General features: G+C 73.3%; 17 protein-coding genes. 9 read left to right on the top strand and 8 right to left on the bottom strand.

Annotation, left to right across the window (positions count from 1 at the left end; genetic code table 11):
* Nucleotides 1–76: 76 nt before the first annotated feature.
* The 4 genes from OG574_RS13250 to OG574_RS13235 all read left to right on the top strand — a co-directional run bounded on the left by OG574_RS13250 (nucleotide 77) and on the right by OG574_RS13235 (nucleotide 4,932).
* Nucleotides 77–1,819, top strand: a complete 1,743-nt coding sequence (locus tag OG574_RS13250) for a CocE/NonD family hydrolase (RefSeq protein WP_326778457.1) — start codon at nucleotides 77–79, stop codon at nucleotides 1,817–1,819.
* Nucleotides 1,820–2,032: 213 nt separating this feature from the next.
* Nucleotides 2,033–2,194, top strand: coding sequence for a DUF1049 domain-containing protein (locus OG574_RS13245; RefSeq protein ID WP_326773388.1), 162 nt, complete (start codon nucleotides 2,033–2,035; stop codon nucleotides 2,192–2,194).
* A gap of 44 nt (nucleotides 2,195–2,238) precedes the next feature.
* Nucleotides 2,239–2,805, top strand: a complete 567-nt coding sequence (locus tag OG574_RS13240; protein WP_326773387.1) for a GNAT family N-acetyltransferase — start codon at nucleotides 2,239–2,241, stop codon at nucleotides 2,803–2,805.
* A gap of 132 nt (nucleotides 2,806–2,937) precedes the next feature.
* Entirely contained in the window at nucleotides 2,938–4,932 is a 1,995-nt protein-coding gene (locus tag OG574_RS13235) for a DUF5107 domain-containing protein (RefSeq protein ID WP_326773386.1), read from the top strand.
* Between the two features lie 24 nt (nucleotides 4,933–4,956).
* Here OG574_RS13235 and OG574_RS13230 read toward each other — a convergent pair whose 3' ends face one another.
* The 6 genes from OG574_RS13230 to OG574_RS13205 all read right to left on the bottom strand — a co-directional run bounded on the left by OG574_RS13230 (nucleotide 4,957) and on the right by OG574_RS13205 (nucleotide 11,344).
* Complete coding sequence (locus OG574_RS13230; protein ID WP_326773385.1) at nucleotides 4,957–6,141, bottom strand: amidohydrolase; 1,185 nt, start codon at nucleotides 6,139–6,141, stop codon at nucleotides 4,957–4,959.
* Nucleotides 6,138–7,436, bottom strand: coding sequence for an amidohydrolase family protein (locus OG574_RS13225; RefSeq protein ID WP_326773384.1), 1,299 nt, complete (start codon nucleotides 7,434–7,436; stop codon nucleotides 6,138–6,140). Before OG574_RS13225 ends, OG574_RS13230 begins: the two co-directional genes overlap by 4 nt.
* A 143-nt stretch (nucleotides 7,437–7,579) precedes the next feature.
* Complete coding sequence (locus tag OG574_RS13220; protein ID WP_326773383.1) at nucleotides 7,580–8,350, bottom strand: GntR family transcriptional regulator; 771 nt, start codon at nucleotides 8,348–8,350, stop codon at nucleotides 7,580–7,582.
* Nucleotides 8,351–8,412: 62 nt separating this feature from the next.
* Nucleotides 8,413–8,772, bottom strand: a complete 360-nt coding sequence (locus OG574_RS13215; protein WP_100591547.1) for a VOC family protein — start codon at nucleotides 8,770–8,772, stop codon at nucleotides 8,413–8,415.
* 117 nt (nucleotides 8,773–8,889) lie between these two features.
* Nucleotides 8,890–9,729, bottom strand: a complete 840-nt coding sequence (locus OG574_RS13210; protein WP_326773382.1) for a class I SAM-dependent methyltransferase — start codon at nucleotides 9,727–9,729, stop codon at nucleotides 8,890–8,892.
* Nucleotides 9,730–9,838: 109 nt separating this feature from the next.
* A complete protein-coding gene (locus tag OG574_RS13205) occupies nucleotides 9,839–11,344 on the bottom strand; it encodes a bifunctional phosphatase PAP2/diacylglycerol kinase family protein (RefSeq protein WP_326773381.1) in 1,506 nt (501 codons plus the stop codon).
* Between the two features lie 92 nt (nucleotides 11,345–11,436).
* On the opposite strand from OG574_RS13205, the gene OG574_RS13200 reads away from it, so the two are divergent.
* The 3 genes from OG574_RS13200 (at nucleotide 11,437) to OG574_RS13190 (ending at nucleotide 15,582) form a co-directional block, all read left to right on the top strand.
* Nucleotides 11,437–13,068, top strand: a complete 1,632-nt coding sequence (locus tag OG574_RS13200; RefSeq protein WP_326773380.1) for an ATP-binding cassette domain-containing protein — start codon at nucleotides 11,437–11,439, stop codon at nucleotides 13,066–13,068.
* Between the two features lie 232 nt (nucleotides 13,069–13,300).
* Nucleotides 13,301–14,560 carry an aminotransferase class I/II-fold pyridoxal phosphate-dependent enzyme gene (locus OG574_RS13195; protein WP_326773379.1) on the top strand — a complete coding sequence of 420 codons (1,260 nt, stop codon included), beginning with the start codon at nucleotides 13,301–13,303 and terminating at the stop codon, nucleotides 14,558–14,560.
* Nucleotides 14,557–15,582, top strand: coding sequence for an MBL fold metallo-hydrolase (locus OG574_RS13190; protein WP_326773378.1), 1,026 nt, complete (start codon nucleotides 14,557–14,559; stop codon nucleotides 15,580–15,582). The genes OG574_RS13195 and OG574_RS13190 overlap by 4 nt, the downstream gene beginning before the upstream one ends.
* Here OG574_RS13190 and OG574_RS13185 read toward each other — a convergent pair.
* Both OG574_RS13185 and OG574_RS13180 read right to left on the bottom strand, forming a co-directional pair.
* Nucleotides 15,562–16,224: a DedA family protein gene (locus OG574_RS13185; RefSeq protein WP_326773377.1), complete on the bottom strand. Its 663-nt coding sequence runs from the start codon at nucleotides 16,222–16,224 to the stop codon at nucleotides 15,562–15,564. The genes OG574_RS13190 and OG574_RS13185 overlap by 21 nt on opposite strands.
* On the bottom strand, nucleotides 16,221–16,994 hold the full coding sequence (locus OG574_RS13180; RefSeq protein ID WP_100591552.1) for an MBL fold metallo-hydrolase: 774 nt from the start codon (nucleotides 16,992–16,994) through the stop codon (nucleotides 16,221–16,223). Before OG574_RS13180 ends, OG574_RS13185 begins: the two co-directional genes overlap by 4 nt.
* Nucleotides 16,995–17,077: 83 nt before the next feature.
* Here OG574_RS13180 and OG574_RS13175 point away from each other — a divergent pair, with 83 nt between their 5' ends.
* Both OG574_RS13175 and OG574_RS13170 read left to right on the top strand, forming a co-directional pair.
* On the top strand, nucleotides 17,078–17,509 hold the full coding sequence (locus tag OG574_RS13175; RefSeq protein WP_326773376.1) for a hypothetical protein: 432 nt from the start codon (nucleotides 17,078–17,080) through the stop codon (nucleotides 17,507–17,509).
* Nucleotides 17,510–17,678: 169 nt separating this feature from the next.
* The gene (locus OG574_RS13170; RefSeq protein WP_326778456.1) at nucleotides 17,679–19,760 is read left to right on the top strand and encodes a phage holin family protein; all 2,082 of its coding nucleotides are present in this window, start codon (nucleotides 17,679–17,681) and stop codon (nucleotides 19,758–19,760) included.
* Nucleotides 19,761–19,807: the final 47 nt, after the last annotated feature.

The raw sequence follows: 19,807 nt of genomic DNA, 5'->3' as shown, positions 1-19,807 counted from the left end.
GTGGGTCTTCCTCAGCGTGGAGGTAGCCGTGCCCCGATCCCGACCGCGATCACCCCTGGCGCTGGCCCTCGGCGCCATGGTCGCCGCGCCCCTCGCCCTCGCAGCGCCTGCGAACGCGACGCCGCAGACGCAGCAGACGGGCGAATACACCGTCACCGCACTGAAGTTCACCGTCCAGGCCGGCGGCCGCAGCTGCGTCGTCGATGCCGACCTCTACCGGCCCGCCGGCGTCGACGCCACCCACACCGCACCCGCCGTCCTCGCCACCAACGGCTTCGGCGGCAGCAAGTCCGACGGCTCGACCGACGCCATCGGCAAGGCCTTCGCCGCGCGCGGCTACGTCGGACTCGTCTACTCCGGACTCGGCTTCGGCAAGTCGGGGTGCCTCGTCTCGCTCGACGACCCCCGCATCGACGGCGCCGCGGCCTCCGGGCTGGTCGACTTCCTCGCCGGGACCCGCGCGGCCGACGACGGCACGAAGGCCGACTACGTCACCGAGGACGGCAAGGGCGACCCCCGCGTCGGCATGATCGGCGGCTCGTACGGAGGCGCGATCCAGCTGGCCACCGCGGCGGTCGACCACCGCGTGGACGCGCTCGTCCCGATGATCACCTGGAACGACCTGGCGTACTCCCTCGACCCGAACAACGCCGCCGACCGTTCCGTCCCCGGCTCCTTCAAGTGGCAGTGGACCAACGGCTTCTACCTGATCGGTGAGGGCCAGCCCCTCCTCGAACCGTCCCTCGACCCGTCCCGGATCAACAAGCTGACCTGCCTGCACTTCGTCACCGATGCCTGCGAGACGATCAGCACGCTGAACTCCGGCCGCTACCCGTCCGACAAGACGGGACCGATGCTCGACTACGCGCGCAGCGTCTCCCCGGTCTCGTACCTGAAGCGGGTCAAGGCGCCGACACTGCTCGTGCAGGGCCAGTCCGACAGCCTCTTCAACCTGAACGAGGCGCAGGCCACGTACGGGACCCTCAAGGCACAGGGCACGACCACCAAGATGATCTGGCAGTCCTGGGGTCACAGCGGCGGCCTGACGGATCCGGCGAGCGGCGAACTCAACCTCGCGCAGGGCAACCTGGAGACCTCGTACGTCGGCAAGCGGATCCTCGCCTGGTTCGACCGCTACCTCCAGCACAAGAAGGACGTCGACACCGGCCCCGCGTTCGCCTACTACCGCGACTGGATCACGGACCCGGACCGGACCTACGCCACCGCGCAGAGCGTCCCGGCCCTGAGCCGGAAGCTGTTTCTGTCCGGCGACGGCAAGCTCGTCGACAACCGGGCGAAGGTCGCGCGCGGCAGCCGCGAGTACGCGAACTGGCTGATCCCCACCAGCCACTCCGAGTCCTCCCTCGCCGGCCTGATCGGCCTGCCCGACCCCGCCCCGCGCGACACCGCGGGCACCTACCTCGGCTGGACCAGCGAGCCGCTGACCAGCACGACCGACGTCGTGGGCTCCCCGAAGGCCACCCTCAAGGTCGTCTCACCGAAGACCGAGCGCGTCCAGAACTCGGACGACGCCGCCGACAAACTCGTCCTCTTCGCGAAGCTGTACGACATCGCGCCGGACGGCAGCAAGACACTCGTCCACCGACTGGTCGCACCGGTCCGTGTGCCGGACGTGACCCGTTCCTTCACGGTGTCGCTGCCCGGCATCGTCCACCGCTACGAGACGGGGCACCGCCTCCAGTTCGTCATCGCGGCGAGCGACGACGCGTACGGCGGCAACAAGGGCATCAAGCCTGTCACCGTCACCAGCGCGCCCGAGGACACCGGCGTCCTGGAGCTGCCGGTCGTCGGACAGTAGGGCGACCCGGGGCCGCGGCCGTCACCCGTACGGCCGCGCGCCCCGCCCCGGAGGGACACCCCGCCGTGCGCGAACCCCGCCCGGCTGTCCATGCTGGGCGGGGAAGGCACGCGTCGCTCCGACGGAAGGGTCCCCGGATGAGTCCCAAGGACACGGCGAGCTCCGACAGGAGCGGCGTCACCGGCACCTTCACCGGACCGGATCGCCGTCATCGTGCGGGTCGTCCCCGTCGTCGTCTTCGTCTTCGAGAGCACCTGGCAGGTCAGGATCCGCCTGCTGATCCCCGAAGTGTCCATGCCGCTCCATCCGGCGCTCGGCGCCGTCGCCGTCATCGGGGCGACCTGCGGCGGCTACTGCATCAGCAGGCGCAAGTGACACGAACCCGCTGCCGCCCCACGGCCGCGGCGTAGGCTGGCCGGATGTCTGCCACCAGCCGCCGCTTCCTCGACGAAGGCCCCCACGTGGGCATACGCCCCTTCACGCTCGTGGACGGAGAAGAGTTCACCGCGCGGGCGCGGGAGAGCGCGGACCTGCACCACCCCTGGCTCTTCCCACCCACCGCCGCCGACACCTACGCCGCCTACGCGGGCGCACTCATCGACGATCCGACCCGTTGCGGATTCCTGGTGTGCGAGCGGACGGACGACGGGGGCGGTGGCGGCATCGCAGGCTTCATCAACATCAACAACATCGTCCGCGGCGGCTTCCGCAGCGGCGCCCTCGGCTACGGCGTGTTCGCGCACGCGGCGGGCCGCGGCATCATGAGCGAGGGCCTCGGCCTCGTCGTCCGGTATGCCTTCGGCCCCCTCGGACTGCACCGCCTGGAGATCAACATGCAGCCGGGCAACGAGGCGTCCATCGCGCTCGCCCGCCGCGCCGGGTTCCGCCGGGAGGGCTACTCGCCCGACTTCATCTTCGTGGACGGCGCCTGGCGCGATCACGAGCGCTGGGCGCTCACGGCCGAGATGCCCGGTGCTTCCGGCTGATCTTCTTCCGTAAATGCGGCTTTGCTCAATTCTGACCTGGAGAGCCCCTGGTCAGCTCGGGGGCGAGCCTGTTCCATGGTCGTCGGGGCACACCGCGTGCGGACGGCGGGCCCCATGAACCGGGAGGCGGACTTGACGGACTCGCAGGCCGAGCGGACGACCCTTCGACGCGACGTACTGACCCTGCCCGGCGTGGCGGTGGGTGCCCCCGACCCGCTGCCGCCGCTGCGGCCCCTCGACGAACTCCACGAAGTCGACGACCGCTCCAAGCAGGGCATGCCGCGCGACATGGCCCGCCAGATCGGCTACGAGAAGCTGCGCAGCGTCCTGCCGGAGCGGCTCAAGAACGGCTACGGGCGCGAGCGCGCCGCCCTCACCCTCGACACGCTCGTGATCGAGAACGACCGGCTGCGCGTCACGGTCCTGCCGGGCCTGGGCGGCCGTGTCCACTCGATGTTCCACAAGCCCACCGGACGCGAACTCCTGTACCGCAACCCGGTGTTCCAGCCCGCCGACTTCGCCCTCAACGGCGCCTGGTTCTCCGGCGGCATCGAGTGGAACATCGGCGCGACCGGGCACACCACCCTGTCCTGCGCACCTCTGCACGCCGCCCGTGTCACCGCGCCCGACGGCGGCGACATGCTGCGCCTGTGGGAGTGGGAGCGCCTGCGCGACCTGCCGTTCCAGGTGGACCTGTGGCTGCCCGCCGGATCCGACTTCCTCCACGTCGGGGTGCGGATACGCAATCCCCACGAACGGCCCGCGCCCGTCTACTGGTGGTCGAACATCGCCGTCCCCGAGGAACACCGCGTCCTCGCCCCCGCCGACGAGGCCTGGCACTTCGGCTACGAGCGCAGCCTGCGCCGCGTCCCCGTCCCGGAGTCCGACGGCGTGGACCGCACCTACCCCCTCAGCGGCGAATTCCCGGCCGACTACTTCTACGAGGTCCCCGACGGCCAGCGCCGCTGGATCGCCGCGCTCGACGACGACGGGCACGGGCTCGTACAGACCTCGACCGACCTGCTGCGCGGCCGCAAGCTGTTCCTGTGGGGCCACGGCGAGGGCGGGCGGCGCTGGCAGGAGTGGCTGACCGAGCCGGGCACTCGCGGCTACGCCGAGATACAGGCGGGCCTCGCCCGTACACAGCTGGAGCACGTACGCCTGGACGCCGAGGGCGAGTTCGCCTGGCTGGAGTCGTACGGGCCGCTGTCCGCGGCGCCCGACGCCGTGCACTCCGCCGAGGACTGGGCGGCCGCGCGCGGCGAGGTCGAGGAGTGCCTCGAAGCCGCGCTGCCGAGGGCGGATGTCGACGCCGCCTACGCGGCCTGGCGCCCGCACGCCGACGCGGAGCCGAAGGAGTCGCTCGCGGAGGGCTCCGGGTGGGGCGCCCTCGAAGTGCTGCGCGGCGACTTCAAGCTGCCGGGCACCCCCTTCACCGAGTCGACCCTCGGCCCGGCGCAGGCACCCTGGCTCGACCTCCTGCGCACCGGCTCCATCCCCGAGCCGCGCCGCGTCGGACCGCCCGGGCCCACCCTCGTCGCGCCGCACTGGCGGGACATGCTGGAGACGGCGCCCGCGCAGCCGCTCACCGAGTACCACCTCGGCGTCGCCCAATGGCACGCGGGCGACCTGGCCCAGGCCGTACGCAGCTGGGAGCGCGGCCTGGAACTCGCCCCGTCTCTTTGGCCGTTGCTGCGCTGCCTGGCCGTCGCCGACCAGGAGACGGGCCATCGCGAACGCGCGGCCGACCGCTACGCCGAGGCCTTCGACGATCTGTGCCAGGAGCGGCGCGACGACGGCGAGGCCTGGACGGCGGCCACCGCGGCGCTGGGCCGCGAGGCCATCGACGCGCTGCTCGCGGCCCGGCGTCCCGGAGCGGCCCGCACCGTCTGGGACCGGCTGCACGCCACGACCCGGGCCCGCGGCCGCTTCCGGCTCGTCGAGGCTCGGCTCCTCCTCGCCGAGGGCGACAAGGAGGCGGCACGGGCCGTGTTCGACGAGGGCTTCGAGGTCGCCGACCTGCGCGAGGGCTCGGAGGTCATCGCCGAACTGTGGGCACGCCTCGCCGCACCGGGCGAACGGTTGCCCGCCCAGTACGACTTCAGCATGCGGCCCGGGGAGTCCTGACCCGGCGGGCGGCGGCGCGTGTGGTCAGGGGAGCAGCAGCTCGCCGTCCCTGGCCACGACCCGGCCCGCCCTGACCACCAGGTCACGCGCGGGCAGGTCCACCACGACCTGGGGCAGGCACTCGCCGCGCACCAGGAAGAAGTCGGCCGGCGAGCCGGGGGACAGATCCAGGTGGGGGAGGCCGAGGACACGGGCGCCGTCATCGGCGGCGACGCGGAAGGCGTCGGCCAACTCCTCGTCCAGACGCGCCCCTTGGGCCCGGGCGAGCAGATGCGCCCGGTGCAGCATGTCGGCGTTGCCGAACGGACTCCACGAGTCGCGCACCCCGTCCGAGCCGAGCCCGACCCGCACCCCGAGCTCGCGCAGCCGGCGCGTGGGCAGGACCAGCGGCCGCGACGGCGCCACGGTCGTCAGGGAGATCCCCGCGTCCGCCAACTCCGCGCCCATGCGGTCGAGTGCGACCCCTTCGAGGCTGGGCACGCAGAACGCGTGACTGATGCTGACCTTGCCCTGGAGGGACAGCGCCCTGGTCCGGTCGATGATCGCGTGCACCGCGGTCAGGCCGGGGACGGACTGGTCGTGGAGGTGGATGTCGACGCCCACGCCGTGCCGGTCGGCGATCCCGAAGACCAGGTCGAGCTGGGCGTCGAGCGCCTCGTCGAACCCGATCGGGTCGATGCCGCCCACGATGTCGATGCCACCGGTGCGGGCCGCCTCCTCCAGGAGCTCCGCGGTGCCGGGCGCCCGCAGGACGCCGTGCTGCGGGAACGCGACGATCTGCACGTCGACCGCGTCCCGCAGCGCCTCACGCGCGGCGCCGACACCCTCGACTCCGGCAAGGCCGAAAGCGGGCGCGACATCGACATGGGCCCGCATCGCCCGGGTGCCCCGGGTGACCGCGTGCGCCATCAGGCGCTGGGCGCGGTCCTTGAGGGGCGTGGTCTGCGAGCGGTACAACTCGGCGTCCGCGGCGGCGAATTCGGCGATCCCCGACGCGGGCTTGCGCGACACCCAGGGCTCGCCCCACGCGGTCTTGTCCGGGTGGATGTGCGCGTCCACCAGGGTCGGCAGCGCGATCCGGCCGCCGCAGTCGACGATCTCGGCACCCTCGGGCGCGGGAGCGTCGACGATCACCCCGTCGACGACGGCGAGGTCCACGGCCTCCGCCGCACCGAGCGGGCGTACGTTCCTGAAGACGACGGCGCTCATACGGCAACACCCGCCCGCACCACGCGCACCGGCTTCTTCAGCACCGACACGTCGGCGAGCGGATTGCCGGACAGCAGGATGGCGTCGCCCGCGTAACCGCGCGCGAGACGGCCCACCTGGCCCTCGAAGCCGAGAAGACGGGCCGCGTTGGTGGTCGCGGTGCGGATCGCGTCGAGCGCGGACAGACCGGCCGAGTGCATCATCTCGATCTCGGCGCCGATCGGCTCGACCGAGCCGCCCGACGAGTCCGTGCCGGACACCAGGCCCACGCCCAGCTCGTGGGCGAGCTTCGCGGCGGCCTTGAGCTTCGGCAGGTAGGTGCGGCCGCGCTCGTCGAGAACCGGGTCGGGGTCGCCGATCATGCCGCCGATCGCGACCATCGTGGGCGTGAAGTACGTACCACGGCGGCGCATCTCGTGCAGGGTCCGCTCACTGATGAACGCGCCGTGCTCGACGGACTTGACGCCGGCCATGACGGCGTCGTGGCAGCCCATCTCGCTGTAGCTGTGGCACAGGACGTCCTTGCCGCCGCGGCGGGCGGTGGCGACGATCGTGGAGAGCTGCTCGCGGCTGTAGACCTGCTCCAGCGGGTCCTGCTCGGCCAGGCCGGCGCGCGGGTTCACACGCGTCTTGACGGTGTCGACACCACGGGCCAGGTTGACCTCGACGACGCGGCGCAGCGCCTCGGTCGAGGTGACGCCGCCCTTGAGGCGGGCGAGCGGGGTGAGGTCGGGGTCCGCGAGGATCGTGTCACCGAGGTCGGGGGTGACGAAGACGCCGGACGCGCGCAGTCGGGGGGCCAGGCCCGGGGCCTGCCGGGAGAGCTCGCGGACGGCGATGTCCTGGTAGAAGTTCGTCGAACCGCTGCGCGCGGTGGTGGCGCCGAGCGCGAGGGTCTTGGCGGCCTCGGCGGCGGTGTTCAGGTGGATGTGCGAGTCGACGAGTCCGGGCAGGACCCACTGGCCGTGGGCGTCGAGGACGGTGGCGCCCTCGGGGACGTCGACGCGGGCCCGGGGGCCGGCCGCGCGGACGACGCCGTCGCGGATGACGACGACCGCGTCCTCGGTGACCTTGCCCGTCGCGGGGTCGAGGAGCGTGCCGCCGTCGATGACGAGGTCACCGCCGCGGGGGGCGTTTCCGGAGCGGGTGGCGGACGTGCGCGTCATAGGGGCGGCGGCGGACGCGCCGGGCGCGGCGGCGAGGGCGGCGGTGGTGCCCGCGAGTGCGGCGGCACCCGCGAGTACGCCTCGGCGGGTCAGCCGGTTCGACGGCGGGGGGCAGTTCTCGACGCACATGCGGGGCTCCTCGGCGGATGGCGGGAGGGATCGGTTGGCCCGACATTTTGTATACCAAGATGGGGGAGCGGGCAAGGAGGGGATGATTCCGCTCAGGTCTGACCTGCATGTTCTGCCCGGATTCTGGTCAACCGGAACAGAATCTAATAGAGGCTGGTATACAAAGCGTCGCCGTGGCCGTCCCCCCGGCCGTCATCGCCCTCGTCACCGAAGAGTGAGCGCAGGGCCACCGACCGGCTGTCGCGCACGTGCAGCAGCGTGCTCGCCGCGGCGGTCTCCTCGTCGCCCGCGACGATGTGCCGGAAGATCACCGCATGCTGTGCCCGCATATGGGCGGGCTCCTCGCGCAGGCCGAACAGCAGCTGCAGCTGCCAGCCGAGCTGTTCCATGGTGCGCGCAAGGAGCGGATTCCCGGACAGGGTCACGATGCCCTCGTGGAATGCGGTGTGCGCGGCCACCTCGCGCGCCCCCTCGTCCGCCGCGGCCGCGCGCTCCGCCACGTCCAGCGTCCCGCGCAGCGCGCCGAGCCCTTCCGGCTCCTGCGGCGCGGCCCGCGCGACGCGCCGGGCCGCGAGCCGGGACGCCTGTACGGCCAGCGGCTCCCACACCTCGTAGAGATGCTCCACGTCGGCCCGCGCCAGCCGCCGTACGCGTACCCCGCTGTGCGGCAGAAGTTCGAGCAGGCCCTCGGTGACGAGCGAGCGGAGCGCCTCCCGCACCGGGACACGCGACATCTGCAGCTCTTCGGCGACCTCGCGCTCGACGAGCCGGGAGCCCTGCGGGTAGCGCCGGTCGATGATGCGCTGCCGGATCGCGTCCCGCGCGCGCGAGCCGAGCGGCGGCCGGGCGCCGCCCCTCCTCACGGATTCCCCGGCCTCCCGGGTCTCCCCGCCGTCACCGTCGCTGCCCGCCATGTCCACCGTCCTCACTCCCGCCTGCCCGGGCGAGGATACGGTGACGGGCCCGCGGCCTCGCGCTATGCCTGGGCCTGGCCCTGCCGGTCGGCGTACTCGAAGACGGAGCCGTCCGGGTGCATCGCGATCAGATTGCGGCCGGCGGGCGTCGGGACCGGCCCGGCGAGGACGCGTGCGCCGGACGCGCTGAGGACGGCGTGCGCCTCGTCGACGTTCGGGACGGCGATCGTCGCCGAGACCTTGCGCAGGACGTCGATCTCCTCCTTCGGCCCGCTCATCAGGAGGAAGCAGCCGACCGCCGCGACGGAGACACCGCCGCGCTCGAAGCGCAGGGCCCGGCTGCCCGCGAGCCGTTCGTAGAACGCGACCGAGGACTCCAGGTCCTCGACGCAGATTCGCAGCGTGGTTCCCAGGATCTCCATGGCGGTGAGCGTAGTTGGCCACGCGCGGACGCGTGATCGTTTCCGGGGATCGGTCATGCGCGGGCGGCGGGGCCCGTGTCACCGGAGGCCGGCGGCACGGGTCCCGCATCGCTCGGCTCAGCTCGCAGCGCCCTCGCGATCCGTCTTGCGGCACAGGATCTCGCCGTGCAGCACCGAGAACCAGGCGTCGGGCTGCTTCCCCCAGGTCCGCCACGCCTCGGAGATCGCTTCCAGCTGTCCGGTCGTCGCGTGGCCGCTCTCCGTCGCGCGCTCGGCGTACGCGGAGGCGAGGGTGCGGTCCGCCCACAGGCCGCTCCACCAGTCGATCTCGTCCGGTGTGGCATAACACCAGGTGGAGGATGACGAGTTGATGTCGGTCGCGTCGAAACCGGCTTCCAGCGCCCAGGATCTGAGGCGCCGGCCCGAGTCCGGCTCGCCGCCGTTGGCGCGGGCGACCCGCCGGTACAGGTCCAGCCAGTCCTCCATGGCCGGCGCGTTCGGGTACCAGGTCATGGCCGCGTAGTCCGAATCGCGGACGGCGATGAACCCGGTGGGCTTGGTGACCCGGCGCATCTCGCGCAGGGCCTGCACCGGGTCGCCGACGTGCTGGAGCACCTGGTGGGCGTGCACGACGCAGAACGTGTCGTCCGGGTAGTCCAGCGCGTGGACGTCCGCGGTCGCGAAGTCGACGTTGGTCAGGCCGCGTTCGGCCGCCGTCGCCCTGGCCTGGTCGAGGATCCCCGCGGCCTGGTCCACGCCGGTGACATGTCCCTCGGGTACCAGCGCAGCCAGGTCGGCGGTGATGGTCCCCGGGCCGCATCCGATGTCCAGGATCTTCATGTGCGGCTTGAGTGAACCGAGCAGATACGCCGCCGAGTTGGCGGCGGTGCGCCAGGTGTGGGAGCGCAGCACGGACTCGTGGTGGCCGTGCGTGTAGACAGCGGTCTCCTTCGGCATGGTGGACCCCTTCGCAAGATCGGTGAGCGGTGAACCCAGTGGGCTCACCGTACGCCGCCCCTCCGAATATTGAGATGCCCATCTCATGATGCGGACCCACTTGGACGTGTCACAGTATGGTCAGCGGCCGGTAGACCCGCAGCGCCTCGTGCTGCTTGTCGATGGTCAACTCCCGTCCGCACGGCCCGACTTCACCGTCGAAGGCCAGTGGCGTGCCGGGACTGATGTGGTCCATGCGCAGCCGCGTGCGCCGGACCGCGGCGTGGAACGGGGAGCGGGACAGCGGTCCCGCGAACGCCGCCGCAAGGAGTCGCACGCCCGGCAGTCGGCCGCCGTGCACCACGCGCACGTCGAGCAGGCCGTCCGCGAGGTCCGCGCGCCGGCCCGCCGTGAGCCCCATCCGGCGATACGTGCAGTTCCCGGCGAACACCATCCACAACGGCCGCCGCGTACCGTCCAGTTCGGCCTGCAGCGGGTGGTCGCGGCGCAGCACGTGCGTGGCGGCCACCACGTCGGCGAGCCGGCCGCCGATCCGCCGCGACCAGCGCTCGCGCTCCTTCACCAGCTCCGGGTACACGCCCAGGCTGAAGGTGTTGAGGAAGATCCCGGAGGTGGCCGACGACCGGAAGCGGCCGACGTCGACCGCCACGGCGTCGCCCGCCTCGACGGCCCGCGACAGATCACCCGGGTCCTCGATCCCCAGGTCGTACGCGAAGTGGTTGAGCGTGCCGCCCGGAAGCACGGCGAGCGGCAGACCGTGGCGCAGGGCGACGCCCGCCGCCGTGTTCACGGTGCCGTCCCCGCCGCACACCCCGAGCGCCCGCGCCCGGGTCGCCGCCTTCTCCAGCGCGGCCGGCAGATCGGATCCCTCGGCCTCGACGATCTCGGCGTGCGGCAGCAGGCCGCGCAGCGTCCGCGCCTGGTCCGGACTGCCCGCACCGGTGTTGACCACCATCACCAGGCCCTCCCCGCCGGGCAGCTTCGGCACGTCGTCCACCAGCGGCCGGCCCGGCGACGGCATCTGGTCGCGGGTCGGCACGAGGCCCCGTACCGCGAAGGCCGCGCCCGCCCCGAGCGCGGCGCCCGCGAGGACGTCGCCCGGGAAGTGGGCGCCCGTATAGACACGGGACGCGGCGACGGAGAACGCGAGGGGCGCCACCAGCGCGCCCAGCGGGCGGGACTCCAGCGCGACGCCCGCGGCGAACGCGGCCGCCGACGCCGCATGCCCGGACGGGAACGACGTCGTGACCGGCTGCCGCTTCAGGCGCCGCACCAGCGGCACCGGGTCGAGCGCGGGCCGCGGCCTGCGCACCGAACGCTTGCCGAGCGTGTTGATCGTCGCGGACGCCACCGCGAGCGAGGCGACCCCGCGCACGGCCGCGCGGCGGGCCTTCGGTGAACCGCCCACCGCCAGCGCGCCCGCCACCGCGAACCACAGCACCCCATGGTTCGCACTGCGGCTCAGCCGGGGCAGGACACGGTCGCCGCCCGGCCAGTGCCGGCGCGCCGCATACTCGAAAACACGCAGGTCAAGGGCAGCGAGCCGGCCGCGCAGGCCGGGGCCCGCAGGGGGCGCGGTCCGCCAGGTGGTCAGATGGTCGAGGTCAGCGCACATTGCGCACGTGTACCCGTCGTGGGACCCCGCACCCCAAGGGCGTGCCGAAATCGTTTTGCTCCTCACCCGGCCGGGCGCCCACAATGCGGACCATGGGACATCTGGAAGCCGCGCACCTCGAGTACTACTTGCCGGACGGGCGGGCGCTGCTCGGTGATGTCTCCTTCCGGGTGGGGGAGGGCTCCGTGGTGGCCCTCGTGGGGCCGAACGGCGCGGGAAAGACGACGCTCCTCAAGCTGATCTCCGGCGAGCTGAAGCCGCACGGCGGCACCGTCACCGTCGGCGGAGGGCTCGGCGTCATGTCGCAGTTCGTCGGCTCGGTGCGCGACGAGACGACCGTGCGCGACCTGCTCGTATCGGTTGCGACCCCGCGGATCAGGGAGGCGGCGAAGGCCGTCGACAAGGCCGAGCACCTGATCATGACCGTCGACGACGAGGCGGCGCAGCTCGAGTACGCGCAGGCCCTGTCCGACTGGGCCGAGGCGCGCGGCTACGAGGCCGAGACGGTCTGGGACATGTGCACCACGGCCGCCCTCGGCATCCCGTACGACACGGCCCAGTTCCGCGAGGTCCGCACGCTCTCCGGCGGCGAGCAGAAACGACTCGTCCTCGAAGCGCTGCTGCGCGGCACCGACGAGGTCCTCCTCCTCGACGAGCCGGACAACTATCTCGACGTGCCCGGTAAGCGCTGGCTGGAGGAGAAGCTGCGCGAGACCCGTAAGACGGTCCTGTTCGTCTCCCACGACCGGGAACTGCTCGCCCGCTCCGCCGAGAAGATCGTCAGCGTCGAGCCGGGCCCCGCCGGCGCCGACGCCTGGGTGCACGGCGCCGGCTTCGCGACGTACCACGAGGCGCGGCGCGAGCGGTTCGCGCGCTTCGAGGAGCTGCGCAGGCGCTGGGACGAGAAGCACGCCCAGCTGAAGAAGCTCGTCCTCAACCTGCGGCAGGCGGCCGCGGTCAGCCACGAGATGGCGTCCCGCTACGCGGCGGCGCAGACCCGCCTGCGCAAGTTCGAGGAGGCGGGACCCCCGCCGGAGCCGCCGCGCGAGCAGGACATCACCATGCGCCTGCACGGCGGCCGCACCGGGGTGCGGGCCATCACCTGCAAGGGCCTTGAGCTGACCGGCCTCATGCAACCGTTCGACCTGGAGGTCTTCTACGGCGAGCGGGTCGCGGTCCTCGGCTCGAACGGTTCGGGCAAGTCGCACTTCCTGCGCCTGCTCGCCGGGAACCCCGACGACACGGTCGCGCACACGGGGGAGTGGAGGCTCGGCGCGCGCGTCGTGCCCGGCCACTTCGCCCAGACCCACGCCCACCCCGAGCTCCAGGGCCGCACCCTGCTCGACATCCTCTGGCTCGACCACGCCAAGGACCGCGGCGCGGCGATGGGACGGCTGCGGCGCTACGAGCTGACGGCCCAGGCCGAGCAGAAGTTCGAGCGGCTCTCGGGCGGCCAGCAGGCCCGCTTCCAGATCCTGCTGCTCGAACTGGCCGGAGTGACGGCGCTCCTCCTCGACGAGCCGACGGACAACCTCGACCTGGAGTCCGCGGAGGCGCTCCAGGAGGGCCTGGAGGCGTTCGACGGCACGGTCCTCGCCGTCACGCACGACCGCTGGTTCGCGCGCTCCTTCGACCGCTACCTCGTCTTCGGCAGCGACGGCCGGCTGCGCGAGTCCGACGAGCCCGTCTGGGACGAGCGCAGGGTGGAGCGGGCGCGGGGGTAACGGACGCGCGCGGGTGACCGGCGCCGCCCCCGCCGGCGCCCCGTCACCCACTCGGCCCAGCTCCGCGCGACCCTCCCCTCGCCGCATTCCCACGTGCTCCCGCTCCCGGGACGCGGCCACCGTCCCTCCAGTGCAGGCCGCGCGCGAGCGTGCGGCTCGGGAGAGGCTGGGGAGGGTATGAGGTGCCCATGAGGTCCCGGCAGTGCGGACTGGCAGCGCGTGGAGGTGGCACATGCGGGGGAACGACCACGGGGTCCTGGAGGGGCGCGGGCCCGTCCGGTACGGGCCGCCGCTGCCGGACGACGGCCTTCCCGTCCTGCCCGAGCTGGCCGCCGCGGCCGCCGCCGCGGACCCGGCAGCCCCGGAGCCGCCCGGCGGCTCCCCCTCCCTCCTCGACGCCGCCTGCGGCTACTGGCAGCGCCGCGGGCTCCCCACCGAACCGGGCGGCACCGCGGCCGCGCCCGGCGGCGTACCTCTGCTCCTCGCGCTGACCGCCGCGATCGGCGGCGACGTGCTGCTGCCCCGGCCCTGCCCGGCCTGGTGGGAGCCCCAGGCACGGCTCCTCGGCCGGTCCGTCTTCCACGTGGCGACGCCCGCCGAGTGCGGCGGCGTCCCCGATCCGTACGCCCTCCTCGAAACCGCACGCCGCGTCCGCGCCGAGGGCGGCGACCCGCGGCTCCTCGTCCTGTCCGTCGCCGACGACCCGACCGGGACCGTGCCGCCGCCCGAGATCCTGCACGAGGCGGTCGAGGCCGCCGCGGAGGAGGGCCTGCACATCGTCAGCGACGAGACCTGGCGCGACACCCTGCACCACGACCCGGCCCGCGCCACCGTCCTGATCGGCCCCGCCGAGATGCTGCCCGAGCACGTCACCGTCGTCACCGACCTCACCGGCGCCTACCTGCCGCCCGGCCTGCCCGCGGCCGTCGCCCGCTTCCCCGCCACCGCGCGCGGAGCCGCGCTGCGCGCCCGCGTCCTGGACATCCTCACCGCGCTCGGCGCGGTCCTCCCGGCCCCCGCCGCGGCGGCCGCGACGTACGCGCTCGGCGAGCCCGCCGGGATCACCGAGCGCCTGCGCGCCACGACCGCGCTCCACGCGCGCGTGGCTGTCGCCGTGCACCGCGCGGTGCTCCTCTCCGGCGGACTCGCCCGGCCGCCCGAAGCCGGCCGCCAGCTGTACGCGGACCTCGACCGGCTGCGCCCCGCGCTCGCCGCCCGCGGCGTCGGCGACGCCCAGGACCTGGAGGACCGACTCTCCGAGCGGCTCGGCATGCCCACCCCCGGCGGCCACCGCTTCGGCGACAACCTCGCCGCGCTGCGGGTACGCCTGTCCACCGGCCCCTTCCTCGGCTCAACCCCGCAGGAGCGCATGACGTCTCTCACCGCGCCGGAACCTCTGGAATTGCCGCACGTACAGCGGGCGTTGAGCATGTTGGAATCGGCTCTCGACGATCTCAGGGCCGACGTCAAGGGATGGGAGAGTCCTCGATGACGCAACAGTCCGAGTCGACGGCACAGCGAGCTGATGCCCCCGCGTCCTTCGTACCCCCCGCCGAGCCGAAGCCGCTCGGCGGGGGACGTATGTGGCCCAAGTCGTTCGCCGACCGCCTGACGGCGCCGCTGCCCGGACTGCGCGCCTTCGCCCGGTTCGCCAGGGAGGGCGCGCTGCGTCCGCCGCCGGACGCCCTGCACGAGATCGCCGCCCTGCCGTTCGAGCCGGGACCGCTGCCGACCGTGGACGCCCGTACCGTCGCCGCCAGCTGGGCGGGGCACGCCAGTTGGGTGCTGCGCATAGGCGGCCTCACCGTGCTCACCGACCCGGTCTGGTCCCGCAAGATCCTCGGCACCCCGGCCCGCGTCACCCCGCCCGGCATCGCCTGGAGCGCCCTGCCGCCCGTCGACGCCGTCGTCATCAGCCACAACCACTACGACCACCTGGACGCCCCCACCCTCAAAAGGCTCCCGAGGGACACACCCGTGTTCGTCCCCGCCGGACTCGGCCGCTGGTTCACCCGCCGCCGCTTCACCCGCGTCACGGAGCTCGACTGGTGGGAGGCGGCGGAACTGGACGGCGTGCGCTTCGACTTCGTCCCGGCGCACCACTGGTCCAAGCGCAGCCTCGTCGACACCTGCCGCACCCTGTGGGGCGGTTGGGTCCTCACCGACCTGGAGGGACAGCGGGTCTACTTCGCGGGGGACACCGGATACGGCCACTGGTTCTCGGAGATCGGCAGCCGCTACCCCGGCATCGACCTGGCGCTCCTGCCCATCGGCGCCTACGAGCCGCGCTGGTGGCTGAAGGACGTCCACTGCGATCCGGAGGATGCGGTGCAGGCCGCGCAGGACGTGGGCGCGCGCCGTATGGCGCCCATGCACTGGGCCACGTTCCTGCTCTCGGCCGAGCCGGTCCTCGAACCCCTCACGCGCGTACGGGCCGCCTGGCAGAAGGCGGGACTTGCGCGCAAGGACCTGTGGGACCTGCCGGTCGGCGCCTCACGCGTGCTGACCGTCTGAGCGGCCCCCGCGCGCCCGCCGCCACACGGCGGGCGCCGCGCTGATCACCAGCGTCAGGCCGACCGCCGCCGCGACGCCCTCCCACGGCTCACTGAACAGGGAACCGCCGAGGATGCCGATGAGCTGATACGTCACGGCCCAGGCCAGGCACGCCGGGACGTCCCCGCGTGCGAACTGCCGCAGCGGCATCCTCGCCATCAGGCACGCCAGCATCACGGGGATGCGCCCGGCGGGCACGAGCCGGGACAGGACGAGCACCATCACCCCGTGGTCGGCGAGTTTGTCCTGCGCCTGCGCGAGCCGCTCCTCGGGCGCCCGGTCGCGGATCGCGGCCAGCCACTTCGAGCCGTTCTTCGAATCCATGCCGCGCTGCCCCAGCCAGTACAGCGCCACATCGCCGAGGAACGCCGCGAACGCGGAGACACCGAACACCAGGAGCAGCGAGAACGGTGCCGTCTGATGGAAGGCGACCACGGCCGCCGAGCTGACGAGCGCCCCCGTGGGGATGACCGGCACGAGCGCCCCGATCATGATCAGCAGGAACAGCGACGGGTATCCGACCGCCTGTTGGGTGGACTCCGGCGGCGCGTGTGTCACCGCGGCGGCGAGCAGCTCGTGGCCCGCGCCACTGACCGGATTCACCTGGCGACCTCCGGCCGCACACTCTCGCCGTGACCGAGCAGATGCACCGTCACCTCGGGCGCCAGCTGGGCGGAGCGCCGCACGAACTCCTCGCCCGGCGCGTGGAATTCATGCGGTCGCACCGCGTCCATGCCGATCGGCCAGTACGTCCCGTAGTGCACCGGCACGGCGCTGCGCGGCGCGATCCGGGCGAGCGCCTCGGCGGCGCGGCCCGCGTCCAGATGGTGCGGCCCGAGACAGGGCCCCCACCCACCGACCGGCAGGAGCGCCACATCCACCTCGCCCACCGCCTCCGCCATGGAGTCGAAGAGCCCGGTGTCGCCCGCGAAGTAGGTACGGGCCTCACCGCTCACCACGAACCCGAGCGCGGGGGAGCGGTGCGGTCCCACCGGGATGCGCCGCCCGTCGTGCGACGCGGGCACGGCGCGTACGACGAGGTCGCCCACCTCCACGCGGGTGCCCGGCTCGACCTCCGTGAGCCGCAGATGCGTGAGCCTGCGCAGGCCGGGCACCGCGCGCCGGGCCCCTCGCGGGAGCAGGACCCGGGTGCCGGGCGCGAGCCGGGCCAGGGACGGGACGTGCAGATGGTCGGCGTGCAGATGAGAGACGAGCGCGACGTCGGCGACGGCGGCCTCGGGCGGTGGGGGCGCCCCGCGGCGCCGGCGCAGATGGGCGAGGCGGCGCGTGAAGAGCGGGTCGGTCAGCACGCGGATCCCCGAGTCCTCGACCGTGCAGGTGGCGTGACCCCACCAGGTGATCTCCACCGGCACCTCCAGGACCTCCTCCGTGCGACTCCCCCCGAGCCTACGGGCAGGAGTAGGGTCGTCGGGAAACCGGAGGTGAGGGGGACACCATGGGTGAAACGGCGGGAGAGACCGCGGCCGGCGCGGTCCGCGTCACGGCGATCGCCAGCCTGACGCCGCTGGAGGAGCTGGACGCCGACCCCTTCCTCGTGGACTCGCGCAGCCAGCACGCGATGTGCGCCCGCTGGGCCGCCGACCGGGGCTACGTCGTGACCAGAGAACTCCTCGTCCACTCACTGCGCTCCGACCACGACGTGCTGTGGGCGGACGTCGACGCGGGCCTCGTCGACCTGTTCGTCGCCCCGAGCGACCGGGTCCTGCGGGCCGCGCTGCGCTCGGTCGACGAGTTCACGGCCGAGTGCGAGCGCCGCGGCGTCCGCCTGGAGACCGCGGGCCTCGCCGAGCCGTCGTACAACGCGGAGATGAAGAAGCGCGTCCACCGGCGGATGTCGATGCCGACGGCCGGTTACGACGGCTGCTGAGCCGGCACCACGGTCGTCCCGCGCCGCCCGCGCCGGGCACCTGTGTTCGCAGCCAGGGGAAAACCCGGACGTATCGCGCTCGTATGACACGCTTGGCGCGGGGTCGACGACGTGACGACGAGAGGGTGAGCGAGGCGTGGGCGAGGGGCGTTGGCGGCGGTTCGCCAGCATGTGCTGGCGGTCGATCGCGGTGTGGGCGGTCAGCACCGTCACGATGCTCGTGCTCGCCGGGATCCTGCCGGACTTCAAGCTCCAGTCGGACAACGGCGACAGTGCCACCCGCATCGGCGTCACCGCCGCGCTCGGCGCGGGGGCCTTCGCCGTCCTGTCCGTGCTGGTGTGGCCGCTTCTCGTGCGCGCTCTGCTCCTGGTGCCCGCGCTCGTCCTCGGCCTCGTCGTCTTCTTCCTCAACGGCGGACTGCTGCTGTTCGCCCTGGCCATCGTCCCCGACGGCCGGGGCGAGGCGAACCCCGAGACCGCCGTCGTGGTCGCCGCCGTGATGTCCGCGGTGGCGTCCGCCACCGGGGGAGCCCTCGCCGTACGCGACGACGACGCCTACCGCCGCCGCCTGCACCGCCTCGCCGACCGGCGTCGCCGCAGAGGGAGCGCCGGAGCGGGACCGTCCACCCCCGGCACCGTCTTCCTCCAGCTCGACGGCGTCGGCCACGACGTCCTGCGCGACGCCGTGAACCAGGACGTGATGCCCACCGTCGGCGCCTGGCTGGGCGCCGGCACCCACCGCCTCACGCCCTGGCGCACCGACTGGTCCAGTCAGACGGGCGCCAGCCAGCTCGGCATCCTGCACGGCAGCAACTACGACGTGCCCGCGTTCCGCTGGTACGAGAAGGACACCCGCGAGGTCCAGGTCTCCAACCGGCCCACCAGCGCCGCCGAACTCCAGCGCCGCGCCATCGAGCACACCGGCGACGGCGGCCTGCTCACCCTGGACGGCGCCAGCCGCGGCAACCTCTTCAGCGGAGGCGCCGAACAGGTCGCCCTCGTACTGTCCGTCGCGGCCCGCCGCGGCAAGGAGAACCGCTCGCGCGCCGGCTATTTCGCGTACTTCAGCGACCCGGCGAACGCCGTGCGCACCGCCCTGTCCTTCGTCGCCGAGGTCGGCCGCGAGATCGGCCAGTCCACCCGGGCCCGCCTGACCCGGCAGCGCCCCCGCGTGGGCCGCGGCGGGCTCTACCCGTTCATCCGCGCCTTCGCGACCGTCGTGGAGCGGGACGTCGTCGTCGCCGCCGTCATCGGTGACATGCTCGCGGGCCGCAGCGCGGTCTACGCGGACCTCGTCGCGTACGACGAGGTCGCCCACCACTCCGGGCCCGTCAGCCGCGACGCCGAGAAGGTCCTCGCACGCCTCGACCGCTCCCTCGCGCTGATCGCGAAGGTCGCCGAGCACGCCCCGCGCCGGTACCGGATCGTCGTCCTGTCCGACCACGGGCAGAGCCCCGGCGAGACGTTCCGCGCCCGCTACGGGCTCGGCCTCCAGGACCTCGTCCGGGCGGGCTGCGGCCTGCCCGTGCCGCGCCGTGCCCGGCGCACGCACAGCGGCGCCGAGGCCCGCTCCGCCGTCAGGGCGGCGCTGCGCCGGCCCGTCGAGGAGGGCGGCGAGAAGGACCGCCCCGCGTCGCGCCGCTCCGAGCCGATCGTCCTCGCCTCCGGCAACCTCGGCCTGGTCTCCTTCCCCGACGTGCCGCACCGCATGAGCAAGGAGGAGATCGACGCCCGCCACCCGGCGCTCCTGACGACCCTCGCCAACCACCCCGGCATCGGCTTCCTGCTGGTGCGCAGCGAGGAGCACGGCGCCGTCGTCCTCGGCGCGCGCGGCGCCGAGATCCCCCTGGCCGACCTCGACGACCGCCCCGGGCCCCTGGCCGACTTCGGCGTGCACGCCGCCGACGCCGTCCGCCGCACCGACTCCTTCCCCCACACCGCCGACATCATGGTGAACTCCTGGTACGACCCGGCCGAGGGCGAAGTGCTCGCCTTCGAGGAGCAGATCGGCTCCCACGGAGGCCTCGGCGGCGCCCAGGGACACGCGTTTCTGCTCGCCCCGGAGGCCTTCTCGCCGCCGGTCGCCGAGGGCGCCGAACTGGTGGGCGCCCAGCAGGTCCACCACGTGCTCCGCCGCTGGCTGCGCGAGGGCTGCGGCCCTCAGGTCCCGCTGGACAAATCCCGGCACGAGCCCGCCCCCGACGCATCATTTACGGTCGCGACGGTCACTCCACAGGACAAATCGGCCTGATTTTGAACGATGTGTGCCGGGGACCGACCATGGGACGTCGCCCGGCG

This window comes from Streptomyces sp. NBC_01445 (genome assembly GCF_035918235.1).
Classification (GTDB): domain Bacteria; phylum Actinomycetota; class Actinomycetes; order Streptomycetales; family Streptomycetaceae; genus Streptomyces.
The sequence above is the reverse complement of the archived record's forward strand: the minus strand, read 5'-3'. Positions and strand labels throughout refer to the sequence as shown.

Excerpts from the sequence above, each read along its gene's own strand:
- OG574_RS13250 (WP_326778457.1), top strand. The coding sequence starts at position 77 with ATGGTCGCCGCGCCCCTCGCCCTCGCAGCGCCTGCGAACGCGACGCCG.
- OG574_RS13240 (WP_326773387.1), top strand. The coding sequence starts at position 2,239 with ATGTCTGCCACCAGCCGCCGCTTCCTCGACGAAGGCCCCCACGTGGGC.
- OG574_RS13230 (WP_326773385.1), bottom strand. The coding sequence starts at position 6,141 with ATGAGCGCCGTCGTCTTCAGGAACGTACGCCCGCTCGGTGCGGCGGAG.
- OG574_RS13225 (WP_326773384.1), bottom strand. The coding sequence starts at position 7,436 with ATGTGCGTCGAGAACTGCCCCCCGCCGTCGAACCGGCTGACCCGCCGA.
- OG574_RS13220 (WP_326773383.1), bottom strand. The coding sequence starts at position 8,350 with ATGGCGGGCAGCGACGGTGACGGCGGGGAGACCCGGGAGGCCGGGGAA.
- OG574_RS13215 (WP_100591547.1), bottom strand. The coding sequence starts at position 8,772 with ATGGAGATCCTGGGAACCACGCTGCGAATCTGCGTCGAGGACCTGGAG.
- OG574_RS13210 (WP_326773382.1), bottom strand. The coding sequence starts at position 9,729 with ATGCCGAAGGAGACCGCTGTCTACACGCACGGCCACCACGAGTCCGTG.
- OG574_RS13205 (WP_326773381.1), bottom strand. The coding sequence starts at position 11,344 with ATGTGCGCTGACCTCGACCATCTGACCACCTGGCGGACCGCGCCCCCT.
- OG574_RS13200 (WP_326773380.1), top strand. The coding sequence starts at position 11,437 with ATGGGACATCTGGAAGCCGCGCACCTCGAGTACTACTTGCCGGACGGG.
- OG574_RS13195 (WP_326773379.1), top strand. The coding sequence starts at position 13,301 with ATGCGGGGGAACGACCACGGGGTCCTGGAGGGGCGCGGGCCCGTCCGG.
- OG574_RS13190 (WP_326773378.1), top strand. The coding sequence starts at position 14,557 with ATGACGCAACAGTCCGAGTCGACGGCACAGCGAGCTGATGCCCCCGCG.
- OG574_RS13175 (WP_326773376.1), top strand. The coding sequence starts at position 17,078 with ATGGGTGAAACGGCGGGAGAGACCGCGGCCGGCGCGGTCCGCGTCACG.
- OG574_RS13170 (WP_326778456.1), top strand. The coding sequence starts at position 17,679 with ATGTGCTGGCGGTCGATCGCGGTGTGGGCGGTCAGCACCGTCACGATG.